At 65.6% G+C, this 16,715-nt stretch carries 17 protein-coding genes; 14 read left to right on the top strand and 3 right to left on the bottom strand.

Features of this window, described 5'->3' with window-relative positions; all coding sequences use genetic code 11:
- The 3 genes from KUO17_RS01015 to KUO17_RS01005 form a co-directional block, all read right to left on the bottom strand.
- The gene (locus tag KUO17_RS01015; protein ID WP_217973195.1) at positions 1-1,767 is read right to left on the bottom strand and encodes a branched-chain amino acid ABC transporter ATP-binding protein/permease; all 1,767 of its coding nucleotides are present in this window, start codon (positions 1,765-1,767) and stop codon (positions 1-3) included.
- Positions 1,767-2,804 carry a branched-chain amino acid ABC transporter permease gene (locus KUO17_RS01010; RefSeq protein WP_217973194.1) on the bottom strand — a complete coding sequence of 346 codons (1,038 nt, stop codon included), beginning with the start codon at positions 2,802-2,804 and terminating at the stop codon, positions 1,767-1,769. Before KUO17_RS01010 ends, KUO17_RS01015 begins: the two co-directional genes overlap by 1 nt.
- A gap of 466 nt (positions 2,805-3,270) precedes the next feature.
- On the bottom strand, positions 3,271-3,852 hold the full coding sequence (locus KUO17_RS01005) for a TetR/AcrR family transcriptional regulator (protein ID WP_217973193.1): 582 nt from the start codon (positions 3,850-3,852) through the stop codon (positions 3,271-3,273).
- A gap of 294 nt (positions 3,853-4,146) precedes the next feature.
- Here KUO17_RS01005 and KUO17_RS01000 point away from each other — a divergent pair, with 294 nt between their 5' ends.
- From KUO17_RS01000 to KUO17_RS00935, 14 genes are all read left to right on the top strand, one after another.
- Positions 4,147-4,962, top strand: a complete 816-nt coding sequence (locus KUO17_RS01000; RefSeq protein ID WP_217973192.1) for an alpha/beta fold hydrolase — start codon at positions 4,147-4,149, stop codon at positions 4,960-4,962.
- A gap of 6 nt (positions 4,963-4,968) precedes the next feature.
- Positions 4,969-5,265, top strand: a complete 297-nt coding sequence (locus KUO17_RS00995; protein WP_255263339.1) for an extradiol ring-cleavage dioxygenase — start codon at positions 4,969-4,971, stop codon at positions 5,263-5,265.
- Between the two features lie 4 nt (positions 5,266-5,269).
- Complete coding sequence (locus tag KUO17_RS00990) at positions 5,270-6,145, top strand: DODA-type extradiol aromatic ring-opening family dioxygenase (RefSeq protein ID WP_217973191.1); 876 nt, start codon at positions 5,270-5,272, stop codon at positions 6,143-6,145.
- Entirely contained in the window at positions 6,117-6,470 is a 354-nt protein-coding gene (locus tag KUO17_RS00985; RefSeq protein ID WP_217973190.1) for a non-heme iron oxygenase ferredoxin subunit, read from the top strand. The genes KUO17_RS00990 and KUO17_RS00985 overlap by 29 nt, the downstream gene beginning before the upstream one ends.
- Before the next feature lie 39 nt (positions 6,471-6,509).
- Positions 6,510-7,859 (top strand): aromatic ring-hydroxylating dioxygenase subunit alpha, encoded by a 1,350-nt coding sequence (locus KUO17_RS00980; RefSeq protein WP_217973189.1) that lies wholly within the window; start codon positions 6,510-6,512, stop codon positions 7,857-7,859.
- A gap of 9 nt (positions 7,860-7,868) precedes the next feature.
- Positions 7,869-8,399, top strand: coding sequence for a 3-phenylpropionate/cinnamic acid dioxygenase subunit beta (locus tag KUO17_RS00975; protein WP_163940461.1), 531 nt, complete (start codon positions 7,869-7,871; stop codon positions 8,397-8,399).
- Positions 8,400-8,409: 10 nt separating this feature from the next.
- Positions 8,410-9,222 (top strand): 3-(cis-5,6-dihydroxycyclohexa-1,3-dien-1-yl)propanoate dehydrogenase, encoded by an 813-nt coding sequence (gene hcaB, locus KUO17_RS00970; RefSeq protein WP_217973188.1) that lies wholly within the window; start codon positions 8,410-8,412, stop codon positions 9,220-9,222.
- A 31-nt stretch (positions 9,223-9,253) separates the two neighbouring features.
- Complete coding sequence (locus KUO17_RS00965; RefSeq protein ID WP_217973187.1) at positions 9,254-10,225, top strand: NAD(P)H-dependent flavin oxidoreductase; 972 nt, start codon at positions 9,254-9,256, stop codon at positions 10,223-10,225.
- A gap of 29 nt (positions 10,226-10,254) precedes the next feature.
- Positions 10,255-11,037 carry a 2-keto-4-pentenoate hydratase gene (locus KUO17_RS00960; RefSeq protein WP_217973186.1) on the top strand — a complete coding sequence of 261 codons (783 nt, stop codon included), beginning with the start codon at positions 10,255-10,257 and terminating at the stop codon, positions 11,035-11,037.
- A 107-nt stretch (positions 11,038-11,144) separates the two neighbouring features.
- Positions 11,145-13,004, top strand: coding sequence for a feruloyl-CoA synthase (locus KUO17_RS00955; RefSeq protein ID WP_217973185.1), 1,860 nt, complete (start codon positions 11,145-11,147; stop codon positions 13,002-13,004).
- Positions 13,001-13,942: an acetaldehyde dehydrogenase (acetylating) gene (locus KUO17_RS00950; RefSeq protein WP_217973184.1), complete on the top strand. Its 942-nt coding sequence runs from the start codon at positions 13,001-13,003 to the stop codon at positions 13,940-13,942. The genes KUO17_RS00955 and KUO17_RS00950 overlap by 4 nt, the downstream gene beginning before the upstream one ends.
- A gap of 10 nt (positions 13,943-13,952) precedes the next feature.
- Positions 13,953-14,987 carry a 4-hydroxy-2-oxovalerate aldolase gene (gene dmpG / locus KUO17_RS00945; RefSeq protein WP_217973183.1) on the top strand — a complete coding sequence of 345 codons (1,035 nt, stop codon included), beginning with the start codon at positions 13,953-13,955 and terminating at the stop codon, positions 14,985-14,987.
- A gap of 11 nt (positions 14,988-14,998) precedes the next feature.
- Complete coding sequence (locus KUO17_RS00940; RefSeq protein ID WP_217973182.1) at positions 14,999-16,003, top strand: CDP-6-deoxy-delta-3,4-glucoseen reductase; 1,005 nt, start codon at positions 14,999-15,001, stop codon at positions 16,001-16,003.
- A 128-nt stretch (positions 16,004-16,131) separates the two neighbouring features.
- The coding region (locus KUO17_RS00935; RefSeq protein WP_425274818.1) for a PDC sensor domain-containing protein at positions 16,132-16,715 on the top strand (584 nt) is incomplete at its 3' end.

The following is a 16,715-nucleotide window of genomic DNA, read 5'->3' as shown; positions in this document are numbered from 1 at the left end:
TCATTCGACACCTCCGAGGTAGGCGGCAAGCACCGCCGGGTTTTGCTGTATCTGCAGCGGGGTGCCGCTGGCCAGGCGCTGGCCGAACTCCATCACCACGATCTCGTCGGCCAGGCCCATCACGAACTCCATGTCGTGCTCGACCAGCAACACGCCCAGGCCCTCGTCACGCAGTTGCTCAAGCAACCGGGCCAGTGCCTGTTTCTCGCCATAGCGCAGGCCGGCGGCGGGCTCGTCGAGCAACAGCAGCAGCGGGTCACTGCACAGCGCGCGGGCGATTTCGACGATGCGCTGCTGGCCCAGCGGCAGGCTGCCGGCGGGTGCATGCAGGGCATCGGCGAGGCCCACCCGTTCGATCTGGCGGGTGGCCTCGGCCAGCAGGCTGGCCTCTTCGTCACGCTCCAGGTGCAGCATCGCGCGCAGCAAGCCGGCCTTGCCGCGTGCGTGGGCACCCAGCGCAACGTTCTCAAGCACGCTCATCTCCGGTAGCAGGCGCACATGCTGGAAGGTCCGGCTGACCCCCAGGCGGGCGATGGCGCGCGGTGCCAGGCCGTCGATGCGCTGGCCAAGGAAGGTGATCTGCCCCGCGTTCGGGCTCAGTACCCCGGACAGCAGGTTGAACAGGGTGGACTTGCCGGCCCCGTTGGGGCCGATCAGGGCCGTCACCTGGCCGCCGTTGACCGAGAGGCTCATGTCCTTGTTGGCCACCAGCCCGCCAAACTGTTTGAGCAGCCCTTGTGCGGTCATCAGTGGCTGGCCCTTGGCGGGCATCGTGCGCCGTGGCAGTGCGGATGCTGCCTGTGCGGGCAACGGGCGTGGCCGTGCGGCCGGCAGCCAGCGGCGCAGCACGGGCAGCAGGCCGCCGCGGGCGTATTGCAGCACCAGGATCACCAGCACGCCGAAGAAGATCATCTCGACGTTGTCGGCATGCCCGAACAGCTGCGGCAGCACGTCCTGCAACACTTGCTTGATCAGGGTCAGCAGTGCCGCGCCCAGCAGGGCGCCCCACAGGCTGGCGACGCCGCCCAGCACGATCATGAACAGGTACTCGATACCCATGACCACCGAGAATGGCGTGGGGTTGACCACCCGCTGCAGGTGCGCGTACAGCCACCCCGACACGGCCGCGAGCAGGGCGGCGATGACGAACACCTGCAAGCGGCTGCGCGCCGTATCGATGCCCATTGCCTCGGCCATCCCGGCCGATTCCTTGAGGGTGCGAATGGCGCGGCCGTGACGGCTGTGCAGCAGGTTGTCGAGCAGCCACAGGCTGGCCACCAGCAACAGGCCGATCAGCAGGCTGAAGTCGGCCGCGTCGCTGATCTGCCAGCCCGCCAGGCTGATGTTCGGCAGGTTCTGCAGGCCACCGAAGCCGCCAAGCCCGGGCAGGTTGCCGAACAGGTAGAACAGTGCCAGGCCCCAGGCCAGGGTGCCGATGGGCAGGTAGTGGCCGGCCAGGCGCAGGGTCAGCAGGCCCAGGGTGGTTGCCACCAGCAGGGTGATGGTCAGCCCCGCGAGCAGGCCGAGCCACGGCGACAGGCCGTACTGGGTGGTCAGCACGGCGCTGGCGTAAGCGCCGATACCGACGAACGCCGCCTGCCCGAAGGAGGTCATGCCGCCGATACCGGTCAGCAGCACCAGGCCCAGGGCAACCAGGCTGTAGAGGCCGATGTAATTGAGCAGGGTGACGTGAAAGGGCGGCAGCAGCAGGGGCGCCAGCCCTGCCAGAAGCAGCAGCGCAAGCAGGGGGATCAGTCGACGGGTCATCAGTGTTGCTCCTCGAGGTGAGGGTTTTTCAGCGACAGCCACAGCAGCACCGGGATCACCACGGTGAACACGATCACTTCCTTGTAGGCCGAGGCGCCGAAGTTGGCGAAGCTCTCCAGCACGCCGACGAAAAAGGCGCTGGCGGCGGCAATCGGGTAGCTGGCCAGGCCGCCGAAGATCGCCGCGACAAAGCCCTTCAGGCTGATCAGAAAGCCCGAGTCGTAGTACAGCGTGGTCAGCGGCCCGATCAGTACGCCCGACACGGCCCCGATCAATGCCGCCAGGCCGAACGCGGCTTTACCGGCCAGCTGCGTGGGAATCCCCACCAGTTGTGCGCCCTTGCGATTGAGTGCCGTGGCACGCAGCGCCTTGCCGTACAGGCTGTGGCCGAAGAAGGCGTAGAGCAGGCCGATCAGCAGCAGCGCGCTGCCGATCACCAGCAGGCTCTGCAGGCCCACCGGCAGTTCGCCGAGCATGAACACGGCGTCGGCCAGGGCATCGGTGCGTACGCCTTCGGCGCCGAACATCAGCAGGCTGATGCCGACCAGGGTGATGTGTACGGCGACCGACACGATCAGCAGCAACAGCACCGAGGTTTCGGCCACCCGCTGGTACACCAGCCGGTACAGCAGCGGCCCCAGCGGCGTGACCAGGGCCAGGGTCAGCACGATCTGCAGTACGGCCGGCAGGGTGGCCAGGTCAAAGGTGTCCAGCACAACCCACAGCACCGCCGGCACACTCAGGTAGCGCGCCAGCAGGCCGGGAATGCGCCGCCACTGACCACGGCGCAGGGCTGCCACGCCATCCAGCGTGCAGGCCGCCAGCGAACAGCCGAGCAGCAGCCACAGCGTGCCTGGCATCAGGCCCAGCTGCAGGGTGGCCAGGGTCAGCGCGCTGTAGGTGACGAAGTCGCCCTGGCACACCAGGATGGTGCGCGTCACCGAGAACACCAGCACCAGGGCCAGCGCCACCAGGGCATAGATCGCCCCCGTGGTCAGGCCGTCCTGGGTCAGAAACGCCAGTATCGAGATATCCATGGGCGGCCTTCAGCGAGCAGTGGGGGAGTGAGGGCGCGACGCTCGACAGGGCATGTCGGTCAACGCCGTGGCGGTGGCATGGCGCCGGGGTCGTGATGGAGCGGGCGCGCAGGGTGGGGCGGTGCTGGGGCGAGCATGCGAGTGCATAGTGAGGTACCCGTTTTCTATTCTTATTGTCGTGTGCCTGTGCTCGAGGAGCGTGCAGGCACCGCTTTAAAATACACATGTGCATGTGTATGTATAGACTACGCGGGAGGGTAGGCGCGTTGTCAATAGGCGGTTGTGGGAGGGCGTGGATAAACGCGATTTTTAGGATTATCTAATTGATTTATATGAATTAAATAATTTGTTGATTTGAGTCGTGCGAGTGCTTGACGAAGGGCTTTGAAGGTTTTTTGATAAACAAAGATACATTTATGTATCTATTGTTTAGGCAAAATGCCGACGTGCGTCGGCATTCACAGGGTCAGGCAGGGCTGTGGCTGGCCTCGGGGATCAGGATGCCCGCCATGCGCTGGCTGCGCTCCAGGCGTTGTTGCGGGGTGTCCTCGCTGTGCAGCAGCGACAGGCTGATCTGGTAGGCGTAGATCAGGTAGGCGCGGTCCTGGGCCTCGTTGTCGGGCACGCCGGCCTGGATCAGCAGGCCCTCGATGTAGTTCAGGCGGTGGCTGTCGACTTCATCGATGGCCTGGCGTGCCTGCTTGTCGCGTCGTGCCCAGCCGCGAATGCCCAGCTCGATCGAGGCGGCGTCCTTGGCAGTCTGCCCGTGGGAGGGCAGTTCGAGCAGGCGCTGCAGTTGCTGCAGCGGTGAACTGTGGGCGTTGCGCAGGTGCAGGATGACGTCTTCGGTGGCGCGTGCACGCCAGTTGCCGAGAATGCCCTCGAGCAATTCGCCGCGACTCTTGAAGTGGTAGTAGAAGCTGCCACGGGTGATCTTCAGTTCCTTGGCCAGGGTGTCGACCCGCACGGCGTCGACACCGCTGGTGACCAGGACGTCCTGTGCTGCATGAATCCAATCTTCCCGCGTGAGGTTGGTGCGTGATGACATTGTGTAGGGCCTTGTCCAACAAGCTGGATACGCGCCAGGGCACAGCAGCGTCCGACGCTTGCCCTTGGCAGCAAACCGTCATTCTAACGCCCGGTGCAACGGCGAAGCTATTGCCGTTGCACGCCCCGTGGCCTGTGCAAGGGGGGTGTATCTTTACGGACTGTAGAGTACACATCTGTAGGTTGCATCCCGTATTTTTTACAAAAAGCGACGTTTTTTCATTGACGCAGATCAAATCGGTAAATAGCATACAGATACACACCTGTATGTTAAGAATAAGAACCGGAGGCCGTCATGAGCGCAAATGCCAAGACCCTGCTTGCAGCAGGGCACCACACCCACTATCACGAGGCCGGCCAGGGCGATGCCTTGTTCCTGCTGCACGGCTCGGGCCCTGGCGTATCGGGCTGGGCCAACTGGGCCGCGACCGTGCCGGTGTTCGCCGATCGCTGGCGGGTCGTGGTGCCGGACATTGCCGGTTTCGGTTTCACCGAGTTCAAGGACGACGCCAAGTACGACATCAAGCTGTGGGTCAACCACCTGCTGGGCATCATGGACGCCCTGGATATCGAGAAGGCCTCGTTCGTCGGCAACTCGTTCGGCGGGGCGCTGGCCATCGGCCTTGCGGTGTTCGCGCCGCAGCGCGTCGACAAACTGGTGCTGCTCGGCACCCCGGCCGGTGAGTTCGTGCAGACCCCAGGCCTGCGTGGCGCCTGGGAGTACGAGCCGTCGCTGGACAACATGCGCCAGTTGATGACGCTGTTCCCCTATGACGCTTCCCTGATCACCGATGCGATGGTGCAGGCGCGCTACGAAGCCAGCGCCCGCCCGGGTGCCCAGCAGGCATTGCGCAAGCTGATCCCGCAACCGGCGGCCGAAGGCCCGACCCTGGTCAAGGGCTTCCCCGCCAGCGCGCTGGCCAAAATCACCGCGCCGACCCTGGTGGTGCATGGCCGCGAAGACCGTGTGGTGCCGCCCGAATGCGGGCTGCTGATCGCCAACAGTATCCCCGACGCCGACCTGCACCTGTTCGGGCGCTGCGGGCACTGGGTACAGAGCGAGCAACCGCGCCGCTTTGCCGCGCTGGTTCGCGACTTTCTCGGCGAGTAGGCCGCCATGAGCAGAAACGTGATGGAACGTGTGCTGTGGCAACTGTGCGTGGAGCGGGCCGCCAAGCAGCGGTTTGGCGAAGACCCCGCCGGGTTCCTGGCGCGCTTTGCCCTTGAACCGGGCGAAGTGCAGATGATCGTCGACTTCGATGTTGCCGGCCTGCAGGCGGCCGGGGTCAACCCGATGCTGACCATGGGCTTCTGGCAGGAACTTGCGCCGCAGCGCGACATGCGCCTGTACAAGCAGCGCCTGGGCGCTACCGATGAACAAGGCGCAGCGTTTTCTGCTGCGCTCAAGGGGTGAACCAATGGGCAAGATAGTAGGCGGCTTCTGGATGCCGCATGACCCGGTGATGTTCGTGGCGCCGAATGCGCCGCCCGCCGCGCAGCGCGAGGCGGTGTGGGCGGCCTACGCGCAGTGCGCCGAGCGCCTGGCGGCGCTGCAGCCGACGTCGGTGATCATCGTCGGCTGTGACCACTACATTCTGTTCGGCACCCATTGCCTGCCGCGCTACGTGATCGGCACCGGCGATGTGGACGGCCCGATCGACCGACTGCCGGGGCTGGCGCGTGGCCCGGTGCGCAACCATGAAACGCTGGCCGGGCACATCGTCGCCCATGGCGAAGGGCAGGGCGTGGACTGGACGGTGGCGCGCAGTTTCACCGTCGACCACTCGTTCGCGATCCCGCACCAGTTGGTGGTCAAGCCGGCCGAAGCCCTGCTGGGGCGCGAGCTGCCGAGTATCCCGGTGTACCTGGCCTGCGGCGTCGACCCGTACATCTCGCTCAAGCGCTCGGCCGACCTGGGCCGGCAACTGCGCGCGGCGGTGGAGGCGTTCGATGCCGACGAGCGTGTGGTGATCATCGGCAGTGGCGGTATCAGTCACTGGGTCGGCACGGTCGAAATGGGCCGGGTGGCCGAGGATTTCGATCGCGAGATTCTCGCCCACGGCGTGAATGGCGACCTGCAGGCGCTGTGTGCCTACAGCGATGAAGAGATTCTGCGTCGGGCCGGCAACGGCGCGATGGAAATTCGCAACTTCGCCTGTGCCCTGGCGGCCATCGAGCGCCCGCAGGGGGAAGTGATCGCCTATGAAGCCGTGCCTGCCTGGGTCACCGGGCTGGGTTTTGTGCAACTGAGTGTGAGGGCCGAGCATGAGCCGCGTATTACTTTGCCAACGTGACGAGCTGGCGCCGGGTGAGCTGAAAAAGGTCGCCCACAGCGACGGCGATGCCATCTGCGTCTACAACCTGGGCGGCACTTTCTATGCCACCACCGACATGTGTACCCACGCCACCGCCTCGCTGGCCGAAGGCGACCTGGAAGACGACCTGATCACCTGCCCGGTGCACTGGGGGCAGTTCCACGTGCCCAGCGGCAAGGCCGTGACCTTCCCCTGCGAGCGGCACCTGCGCACCTACAAGGTGATCGTCACCGATCGCGAGGTGTACGCCGATGTGGCCCTGGAAGCCGACGAGGCGCTGGCCGACGCCGACAGCCCGGTGTGACCGGGCCGCTGTCCAACCGTATTCCTGTGAGTCTGAACCATGGATAACAACAAGCACATACCGCTCAGAACCATTGAAAGCACGCCCACCCTGGGCAACCTCGACCGTCTCTGCGACATGCAGCAAGGGCGCCTGTCGGGCAAGGTGTTCTGGGACGAGGCGATCTACGAGCAGGAGCTGGAGAAGATCTTCGCGCGCTGCTGGCTGTTCGTGGCGCATGAGTCCCAGTTGCCCAAGTCTGGTGACTACCTGACCACCTCCATGGGCGAGGACGAAGTGCTGGTGGTGCGCCAGAAAGATGCGTCGATCAAGGTCTTCCTCAACGCCTGCCCGCACCGCGGCAACAAGGTGTGCTTTGCCGAAGCCGGCAATGCGCGCGGCTTCATCTGCAACTACCACGGCTGGTCGTTCGGCGCCGATGGCGGACGGCTGATGGGCATGCACGAATCCAAGTGCTACGAAGAAAGCCAGTTCGACAAGTCCAGGCATGGCCTGCGCGAGGCCCGCGTGGCCAGCTACAAGGGCCTGGTGTTCGCCACCTTCGCCGCTGATGCGCCCACGCTCGAGGAGTACCTGGGGCCGATGACCTGGTACATGGACGTGATGCTCGACATGGACGAGGGCGGCAGCGAATTCCTCGGTGGCTGCATCCGCTCCACCATCGAGTGCAACTGGAAGATCGCCGCCGAGAACTTCGTCGGCGACATCCTGCACGGTGGCTGGACCCACGACTCGGCGGCCAAGGCCATGCTCGGCGGGCCGGTGGCCAACGTCGGCGACCTGCCCGAATCCTATTCGGTGAACTGGAACGGCCACGGCTACGAGTTCGCCACCGACGTGGTCGGCAACGCCGCCACGCTGGGCGAGAAAGACATCAACAAGTACCTGCACGTGCTGCGCCCCAAGGTGGCCGACCGGCTGGGTGAATTCCGTTCCAGGCTGATCGGGGCGATTTCCTCGTTCACCGTGTTCCCCAACTTCTCGTTCCTGCCGGGGCAGAACACCGTGCGCATCTGGCAGCCGCGTGGCCCGCACAAGATCGAGCTGTTCACCTGGGTGATCGTCAACAAGAACGCACCGCAGGACATCAAGGACAAATGGCGCCGCGGCGCAATGATGACCTTTTCGCCCACCGGCGTGTTCGAGATGGACGACGGCGAAAACTGGGAGTACTGCACCAAGACCAGCCGCGGGATGGTCACGCGCTACCAGGACCTGTACGTCGGCCTGGGCATGCACACCCGTCTCGATGACAGCGAGCTGCCGGGCAACGTGTTCAAGGGCCAGCTCAACGAATGCAATGCACGGGCGTTCTACCAACGCTGGAAGGACCTGCTGCAGGCACCGACCTGGGCCGACGTTCCAGACCGCAATGGCACGCTGCGCTGAGGGGGCCAGATGACATACGCACAACACGACAGCCTCGTTTCAGTCGAGGAAAGCCGCCGGGTCGAACAGTTCTTGCTGCGCGAGGCGCGCCTGCTCGACGACGAATGCTGGGACGCGTGGCTGCACAGCCTCAGCGAGGCGATCCATTACTGGATGCCGGGCATCGAGAACCGTCGCCGCGAGGACAAGTCCGGGCCGTATCGGCTGGAACACATGGCTTTTTTCGACGACGGCATGCGCGAGCTGAAGCGCCGCGTGGCGCGCTTCAAGCAGCCTTCGGCCTGGGCCGAGAACCCGCCCACGCGCAATGTGCACCTGGTCAGCAACATCGAGGTGTATGCCGGCGCCGAGCCGGGCCAGTACCTGGCCTATTCATGCTTCATCAACGTGCGCAGCCGTGGCCTGGACGAGCACCACCAGATCGCCGGCAGGCGCGAGGACGTGCTGCGCCTGGAGGCCGACGGCCTCAAGCTGCTCAAGCGCAAGATTCTGATCCCCAACGCGATGTTGCTGTGCAAGAACATCAACACGTTCCTATGAGGGCCTGCACATGGCTTGGTTGAAAGGGCAGGTGGCACTGGTCACCGGCGGTACCGGCGGCATCGGCAGCGCCATCGTGCGCCGCTACGTGGCCGAAGGCGCGAAGGTCGCGGTGATGGGGCGCGATGCGGCGCAGCTGGCAGCGCTGAGCGCCGAGCTGGGCGAGGCGGTCATCACCGTGCAGGGCGACGTGGCGCGCTATCAGGACAACCAGCGTGCGGTGGCGGCGACCCTGGAGGCCTTCGGCCGGCTCGACACCTTCGTCGGCAACGCCGCGGTATTCGACTATTTCACGCGCCTGGAGCGTATCGCCCCGCAGGATTTCGAAGGCGCGTTCCAGAAACTCTTCGCCACCAACGTGCAGGGCTACCTGCTCGGCGCGCAGGCCTCGATCGCGGCCTTGCGCGAAACCGGTGGCAGCATGATCTTTACCCTGTCCAACAGTGCCTTTTATGCCGGCGGAGGTGGCATTCTCTACGTCACCGCCAAGCATGCGCTGGTGGGCATGATTCGCCAGCTGGCCTACGAGTTGGCCCCGGACATCCGGGTCAATGGGGTGGCGCCGGGGGCGACCAACACACCGATGAAAAGCCTGGAGGGCTTGAACAGTCGCAGCGTACCGCTCAACCAGATTCCCGGTTTCGAGGACGGCGCGGCCCAGGCCGTGCCCCTGCAACGGATTGCCGAGCCCGAGGACCACACCGGGCACTATGTGCTGCTGGCCTCACGCGAGAACGCCGGCCTGACCACCGCCACCATCATCCACAGCGATGGTGGCTGGGAGATTCGCAGCGCCGGCCCCGCAAGACCGCGCAAGGCCTGAGCCTTGATAACCAGAACAAGAGAGATGCGTGATGACAACAACAAGCCTGAGTGCACCGCAACAGCAACTCCTCAACCTGTTTGCCGGGCTCGACCTGCCGGTACTGGCGGCGCCGATGTTCCTGGTGTCGGGGCCCCGCCTGCTGGGCGCCTGTTGCCAGGCCGGCATCGTCGGCAGCATGCCGGCACCCAATGCGCGCACCGTCGAGCAACTGCAGCAATGGCTGGAACAGGTCGTGGCCGAGCGTGATGCCGCGCAGCAACGTGGCGAGCAGTGGGCGCCGTGGATGCTCAACATGATCGTGCACAGCACCTATGACCGTTTCGACGCCGAGCTTGAGCTGGTGCGCCGCTTCCAGCCGCCGATCGTCTCCACGGCGCTGGGCAGCCCCAAGCGTGTGCTCGACAGCGTGCACGCCTACGGCGGCGTGGTGATTGCCGACGTGATCAGCCCGGCGCTGGCGCGCAAGGCCGTGGCCGCCGGCGTCGATGGCCTGGTACTGGTGTGCAATGGCGCCGGTGGGCACACCGGCAGCTACAACCCGTTTGCCTTCGTGGCCGAAGTGCGTGAGTTCTGGGACGGCCCGTTGGGCCTGGCCGGGGCGATCTCCAATGGCCGCGACATTCATGCGGCGCAGGTGCTGGGCTGCGATTTCTCGCTGGTCGGCACGCGCCTGATCGCGGCCCACGAAAGCCTGGTCGAAGACGCCTATCGCGACATGCTGGTGGCGTGCTCGCTGGATGAAGTGACCACCACCAAGGCGGTCAGCGGTGTGCTGGCCAACTGGATGCAGCCGTCGCTGGACAAGGCCGGTATCGACCCGCGCAGCGAAACCCGCCCGAGCATCGACTTTTCCGGCGACATCGCCACGGCCAACAAGGCCTGGAAGCACGTGTGGTCGGCCGGGCAGGGGGTCGGCCAGATTACCCGCACCTACAGCGTCGCCGAACTGGTCGACGAACTGCACCAGGGTTATCGCGAAAGTCGCGCGCGCGCCTTGTAAGCCATCCGGATCCGTTCAGGAGCAACCCCATGACTCAGCAAAACCTTCAGGCTGCGGCTGCGGCCCTGGCCCACGCACGTTCGAGCCGCACCCCGTGCGGGCGCATCAGCGAGCACTTCGATATCCAGTCGCTGCACGATGCCTACGCCGTGCAGGAACTCAATACCCAGGCCGCGCTGGCCGCCGGTCGGCGCCTGAGCGGGCGCAAGATCGGCCTGACCTCGCTGGCGGTGCAGCAGCAACTGGGTGTCGACCAGCCCGACTTCGGCATGCTGTTCGCCGACATGGAATGCCGCGATGGCGAGGCCATCGACAGCACGCGGCTGATCCAGCCCAAGGCCGAGGGCGAGATCGCCTTCGTGCTGGGCCGTGACCTGCCCAACCCCGACACCACCCTGGGTGAACTGCTGCGCGCGGTCGACCACGTGCTGCCGGCGCTGGAGATCGTCGATTCGGCGATCGAGAACTGGCGCATCACCCTGGTCGACACCGTGGCCGACAATGCGTCCTCCGGCCTCTACGTACTGGGCAAGACGCCGCTCAGCCTGCGCGGCCTGGACCTGGCCCTGGAAGGCATGCTGCTGGAGAAGAACGGTACCCAGGCGGCCATCGGCGTGGGCGCTGCGTGCATGGGCAACCCGCTGGATGCCTGCCTGTGGCTGGCGCGCACCATGGCCCTGGCGGGCCGCCCGTTGCAGGCGGGCGATGTGCTGTTGTCCGGCGCGCTGGGGCCGATGGTGCCGGTGGTGGCAGGCGACAGCCTGCGCCTGCGCCTGACCCGCCTTGGCGAAGTGAGCTGTCGCTTCGATTGAGCCCGTTGGGCTGTACCCCGCCACCGGCCTGACCGCCCGGTGGCGATGACAACAATAAAACCAGTGAGCAGCGGGCCGATGGCCTGCCGCGCTTGCGAGGGCGTGCGATGTACGATTTCCATAATGATCCTACCCAGTTGGCACCCGCCAGGGTGCTGTATGAACCACGTGCCGACGGCAGCTTCGTGCTCAGTTCGCCCGAGCCGCTGCAACCCTATGCCCGCTGTATCGGGCAGTGGCTGGAGCACTGGGCGGTGCAGGCGCCGGAGCGCGCCTACCTGGCCGAGCGGCGCGGTGCCGGCTGGTTCAGCCTGAGCTATGCGCAGGTGCGCCAGCGGGTCGGCGCACTGGCCCAGGGCCTGCTGGAGCTGGACACTGCGGCGGGTCGACCGCTGCTGATGCTCTCGGAGAACGACCTGGACCAGGCACTGCTGACCCTGGCGGCGATGCATGTGGGCATAGCGGTATCGACCGTGTCGGTGGCCTATTCACGCAACACCGCCAGTGGCTGCAGCAAGCTCAAGGCCATCGTCGAGGTGCTCAAGCCGGCGCTGATCTTCGTCAACGACGGCGATGCCTACTGCCGTGCCATCGAACTGCTGGGCCCGGACTGTCCGGTGGTAGCCGCGCGCAATGCCCAGGAAATCCCCGGCGCGTTGCCCCTGTCGCAGTTGTACAAGGCCGAGAGCCCGGCGGTGATGGCGGCGTTCGAACGCCTGGACGGCGACACCCCGGCGCGCTACCTGATGACGTCCGGGTCCACCGGGGCGCCCAAGGCCGTGGTCAACACCCACGGCATGCTGTGCGCCAATCAACAGGCGATTGCGCAGTGCTGGCGGTTTCTGGAACAGGGCGAACTGATCGTGCTCGACTGGTTGCCGTGGAGCCATGTGTTCGGCGCCAACCACAATTTCAACCTGGTGCTGCGCAATGGCGGCACCCTGTACATCGACGACGGCCTGCCCGTGCCGGGGCAGATCGACCGCACCCTGGAAAACCTCCGGTCGGTCAGGCCCACCCTGTACTTCAACGTGCCGCGCGGCTACGAGGTGCTGCTGCCGTACCTGGAGCGTGACCCGGCGCTGGCACAGGCGCTGTTCGGGCGCCTGCGCATGCTGTTCTACGCCGCAGCCGCGCTGCCCCAGAGCAGCTGGAGCCGGCTGGTCGCGTGCGCCGACAAGGTGCGTGACACGCCGCTGTTCTTCGCTACCGAATGGGGCTCGACCGAGACCTCGCCGGTGGTCACCAGTGTGCATTTCGCCGCCGACAAGGCCGGCATCATCGGCTTGCCGGTGCCGGGTACCCAGCTCAAGTTCGTGCCGTCTGGCGACAAGCTGGAAATGCGCGTACGCGGGCCTTCGGTGTTCCCCCGCTACCTGGGCGACCCGGCCAGCACCCGGGCGGCGTTCGACGAGGAAGGCTACTACCGCATCGGTGATGCCGGTCGACTGGTCGACCCGGCACGTCCTGAGCTAGGCGTGCAGTTCGATGGCCGCGTGACCGAAGACTTCAAGCTCAGCAGCGGCACCTGGGTCTCGGTCGGCACCCTGCGCCCGCGACTGGTCAGTGCACTGGCGCCGTATGCCAGCGACTGCGTGATCGGCGGGCACGATCGCGACGTGATCGGCGCACTGGTCTACCCCACCCAGGCGCTGCGCGACCTGCTGGGCGCCGCGGGCCAGGGCATGAACGGCGCACAGCTGGCCCTGCAGCCTGAAGTGCGCCTGGCCTTGTGTTCGGGGCTGCAGGCGCTGGCCAGGGAGTACCCCGCCTCGTCCCAGCATGCCGTGCGCCTGGTGATTCTGGACTCGCCGCCCAGCCTCAACGAGGGCGAGATCACCGACAAAGGCTACATCAACCAACGCACCGCCCTGAGCCTGCGCGCCGAGGCCGTGCAGCGGCTGTACGCCGACAGCCTCGACCCGAGCGTCATCCTCCTCGCCGAAGTCTACGGAGAAGCCGTATGAGCCCCGCCAAGTACAAAGTCGCCATCATCGGTTCCGGCAATATCGGCACCGACCTGATGATCAAGATCCTGCGTCACGGCCAGCACCTGGAAATGGCCGTGATGGTCGGTATAGACCCGGCCTCCGACGGCCTGGAACGCGCCCGGCGCCTGGGCGTCGCGACCACCCATGAAGGCGTCGAGGGGCTGAGCCGCATGCCCGAGTTCGCCAGTATCGACTTCGTCTTCGATGCCACCTCGGCCAGTGCGCACGTGCGCAATGACGCCTGCCTGCGCGCGCTCAAGCCCGGCATCCGCCTGATCGACCTGACCCCGGCGGCCATCGGCCCCTACTGTGTACCGGTGGTGAACGTGGAGCAGAACCTGGGGCAGTTGAACGTGAACATGGTCACCTGCGGTGGCCAGGCGACCATCCCGATGGTCGCCGCCGTCTCGCGGGTGGCCAAGGTGCACTACGCCGAGATCGTCGCCTCCATCGCCAGCAAGTCCGCCGGCCCCGGTACCCGCGCCAACATCGACGAGTTCACCGAGACCACCTCCAAGGCCATCGAGGTGATCGGCGGCGCGGGCAAGGGCAAGGCGATCATCGTGATGAACCCGGCCGAGCCGCCGCTGATCATGCGCGACACCGTGTTCGTGCTGTCCGAGGCCTGCGCGCAGGCCCGGGTCGAGGCGTCGATCGAGGAAATGGCCCAGGCGGTGCAGGCCTATGTGCCGGGCTACCGCCTCAAGCAGAAGGTGCAGTTCGAGGCGATTGCGGCCGACAAGCCGCTGCACATTCCGGGGTTGGGGACCTTTGCCGGGCTCAAGACCTCGGTGTTCCTCGAGGTCGAGGGCGCCGCGCACTACCTGCCGGCCTACGCCGGCAACCTCGACATCATGACCTGCGCCGCGATGGCGACCGCCGAACGCATGGCCCAGGCCATGGCCAACCACTGAGGACGCCCGCATGACTTTCAACCCCGGCAAGAAGCTGTACATTTCCGATGTGACCCTGCGCGACGGCAGCCACGCGGTGCGTCACCAGTATTCGCTGCAGAACGTGCAAGACATCGCGCGCGCGCTGGACAAGGCGCGGGTGGACGCCATCGAGGTCGCCCATGGTGATGGCCTGCAAGGCTCCAGCTTCAACTATGGTTTTGCCGCGCACACCGACCTTGAGTGGATAGAGGCGGTGGCCGATGTGATCTCGCATGCCAGGATCACCACCTTGCTGTTGCCCGGCATCGGCACGGTGCATGACCTGAAGGCTGCGTACAACGCGGGTGCGCGGGTGGTGCGGGTGGCCACCCATTGCACCGAGGCGGATGTCGCCAGGCAACATATCGAGTATGCCCGCGAACTGGGCATGGACACCGTGGGCTTTCTGATGATGAGCCACATGATCCCGGCCGAGCAGTTGGCGGCCCAGGCCAAGCTGATGGAAAGCTACGGCGCCACGTGCGTGTACATGGCCGACTCGGGCGGTGCGATGAACATGCAGGACATCCGTGATCGCTTCCGTGCCTTCAAGGCCGTGCTCAAGCCCGAGACCGAGACCGGCATGCACGCCCACCACAACCTCAGCCTGGGCGTGGCCAACTCGATCACCGCCGTGGAGGAGGGCTGTGACCGCATCGATGCCAGCCTGGCCGGCATGGGCGCCGGCGCCGGCAACGCGCCGCTGGAAGTGTTCATCGCCGCTGCCGAGCGCCTGGGCTGGAACCACGGCACTGACCTCTACACCCTGATGGACGCGGCCGACGACATCGTGCGCCCGCTGCAGGACCGCCCGGTGCGGGTGGATCGCGAGTCACTGGCACTGGGCTTTGCCGGGGTGTATTCCAGCTTCCTGCGCCACGCCGAAATCGCTGCCACCCGGTATGGCCTGAAAACCGTCGACATCCTGGTCGAGCTGGGCCGGCGGCGCATGGTTGGCGGTCAGGAAGACATGATCGTCGATGTGGCGCTGGACCTGTTGGCCGCTGGCAAGCACGCACACTGAGGGCATCGACCATGAGCTTTCAACTGCAGATTCTGCCGGTGGGCCTGAGCTGTTCGCTCACCGCGCAGCAAACCGTCCTGGATGGCGCACTGGCCGACGGCCTGATGCTCAAGCACAGTTGCCGCACCGGCACCTGTGGCAGCTGCAAGGGCCAGGTGCTCAGCGGCGAGGTGGAGCATGGCGACAGCCCGCTGGAGGTGCTCAGCCACGCCGAGCGTGCCCAGGGCCTGGCATTGTTCTGCTGCGCCCGGGCGCGTTCGGACCTGGTGATCGAGGCGCCGGAAGTGACCGCCTTGCGGGGTGTCAGCATTCAGCAGATGGGCGTGCGGGTGGCCAGTATCGACAAGGTCAGCCATGACGTTGCCGTGCTGCGCCTGATGCTCGCCCCAGGGGCAAGCTTCGGCTATTTCCCGGGGCAGTACGTGCAGGTGCTGCTCAAGGATGGCAGCCGGCGCAGCTACTCGATGGCGACCCGTGCCGCGCACGACAACCAGCTGGAACTGCACATCCGCCATATGCCTGGCGGCGTGTTCAGCGGGCATGTGTTCAATGCCCTGCAGCCCAGGGCGATCTTGCGTCTGGAAGGGCCGTTCGGCTCGTTCTACCTGCGTGACAGCGAGCGGCCGATGATTTTCCTGGCCAGCGGCACGGGTTTCGCCCCGATCCAGGCGTTGCTCGAGCAGTTGCGCGAGCAGGGTGACAACCGGCGCCCGGTGTACCTGTACTGGGGCGGGCGGCGGCGCGAGGACCTGTATCGCCATGACCAGTTGCTGGCCTGGCAGGCGCAGTTGCCCTGGCTGCGCTATACCCCGGTGCTGTCCGAACCGGGTGAGGCGTGTGACTGGCAGGGCGCTACCGGGTTCGTGCATCGCCAGGTGCTGCAGGACTTCCACAGCCTCAAGGACTTCGAGGTGTATGCCTGCGGTGCGCCGATCGTGGTCGACTCGGCGCGGCGTGATTTTGTCCAGGACCGTGCACTGGCGCCCGACAACTTCTTTGCCGATGCGTTTGTCTGACGCTGCTCAATGAAAATGCCCGACGCGCGTGGTCGGGCACTCTCGATCACTACTTGCAGTGCGCGGCATTCCGGGTTACAGCTGATGGCAGGATGCCTTTAGTTATGGCATCGCCGGAGCGCTTTATGATGACCACCCTCCCTTTGCCAGGAATGGCGCCCCGCAAACGTGACGTGCGCCTTGCGGTTTTACTCTTGCTGGTGATCTGTTTTTCGCTGGCATCGCTGACCGGGTGGAAAATCTGGTCGTCGCGCGAGCGTGCCTTGAGCGAGGTCAATGGGCACAGCCTCAACCTGACCCAGGCACTGGACACCTATGCCGAAGGTGTCATTCGCCAGAGCTCGATGCTGTTGCTGGGGATTGACGAGCGTCTCAAGGTGGATGGTGACGGGCCGCGCCAGCTCGAACGGCTGCGTTCGCTGGTGGAAGAGCATGACAACCTGCTCATGCAGTTGCATGGCATCATCATCTACGATGCTGACGGAGGCTGGTTGATGTCGTCGAACGGCCCGGTCCCGGCCGGGGCCAACAGTGCCGACCGCGAGTTCTTCATTCATCACCGCGACAGCCCGTCGCGCGAGGTGTTCATCGGCCCGCCGATCCAGAGCCGCTCCCCCCAGGAATGGGTGATTACGGTGAGCCGGCGCTTCGAGCGTACGCCGGGAGAGTTTGCCGGGGTGATCGCGGTGACACTGGGGGTGGAGAATTTCCT

The sequence above is a fragment of the Pseudomonas aegrilactucae genome (assembly GCF_019168305.1).
GTDB lineage: Bacteria > Pseudomonadota > Gammaproteobacteria > Pseudomonadales > Pseudomonadaceae > Aquipseudomonas > Aquipseudomonas aegrilactucae.
The sequence above is the reverse complement of the archived record's forward strand: the minus strand, read 5'-3'. Positions and strand labels throughout refer to the sequence as shown.

Coding starts and splice junctions, on each gene's coding strand:
- KUO17_RS01005 (WP_217973193.1), bottom strand. CDS start 3,852: ATGTCATCACGCACCAACCTCACGCGGGAAGATTGGATTCATGCAGCA.
- KUO17_RS01015 (WP_217973195.1), bottom strand. CDS start 1,767: ATGACCCGTCGACTGATCCCCCTGCTTGCGCTGCTGCTTCTGGCAGGG.
- KUO17_RS00990 (WP_217973191.1), top strand. CDS start 5,270: ATGGGCAAGATAGTAGGCGGCTTCTGGATGCCGCATGACCCGGTGATG.
- KUO17_RS00995 (WP_255263339.1), top strand. CDS start 4,969: ATGAGCAGAAACGTGATGGAACGTGTGCTGTGGCAACTGTGCGTGGAG.
- KUO17_RS00940 (WP_217973182.1), top strand. CDS start 14,999: ATGAGCTTTCAACTGCAGATTCTGCCGGTGGGCCTGAGCTGTTCGCTC.
- KUO17_RS00975 (WP_163940461.1), top strand. CDS start 7,869: ATGACATACGCACAACACGACAGCCTCGTTTCAGTCGAGGAAAGCCGC.
- KUO17_RS01010 (WP_217973194.1), bottom strand. CDS start 2,804: ATGGATATCTCGATACTGGCGTTTCTGACCCAGGACGGCCTGACCACG.
- KUO17_RS00985 (WP_217973190.1), top strand. CDS start 6,117: ATGAGCCGCGTATTACTTTGCCAACGTGACGAGCTGGCGCCGGGTGAG.
- KUO17_RS00980 (WP_217973189.1), top strand. CDS start 6,510: ATGGATAACAACAAGCACATACCGCTCAGAACCATTGAAAGCACGCCC.
- KUO17_RS00955 (WP_217973185.1), top strand. CDS start 11,145: ATGTACGATTTCCATAATGATCCTACCCAGTTGGCACCCGCCAGGGTG.
- hcaB (WP_217973188.1), top strand. CDS start 8,410: ATGGCTTGGTTGAAAGGGCAGGTGGCACTGGTCACCGGCGGTACCGGC.
- KUO17_RS00950 (WP_217973184.1), top strand. CDS start 13,001: ATGAGCCCCGCCAAGTACAAAGTCGCCATCATCGGTTCCGGCAATATC.
- KUO17_RS00960 (WP_217973186.1), top strand. CDS start 10,255: ATGACTCAGCAAAACCTTCAGGCTGCGGCTGCGGCCCTGGCCCACGCA.
- dmpG (WP_217973183.1), top strand. CDS start 13,953: ATGACTTTCAACCCCGGCAAGAAGCTGTACATTTCCGATGTGACCCTG.
- KUO17_RS01000 (WP_217973192.1), top strand. CDS start 4,147: ATGAGCGCAAATGCCAAGACCCTGCTTGCAGCAGGGCACCACACCCAC.
- KUO17_RS00965 (WP_217973187.1), top strand. CDS start 9,254: ATGACAACAACAAGCCTGAGTGCACCGCAACAGCAACTCCTCAACCTG.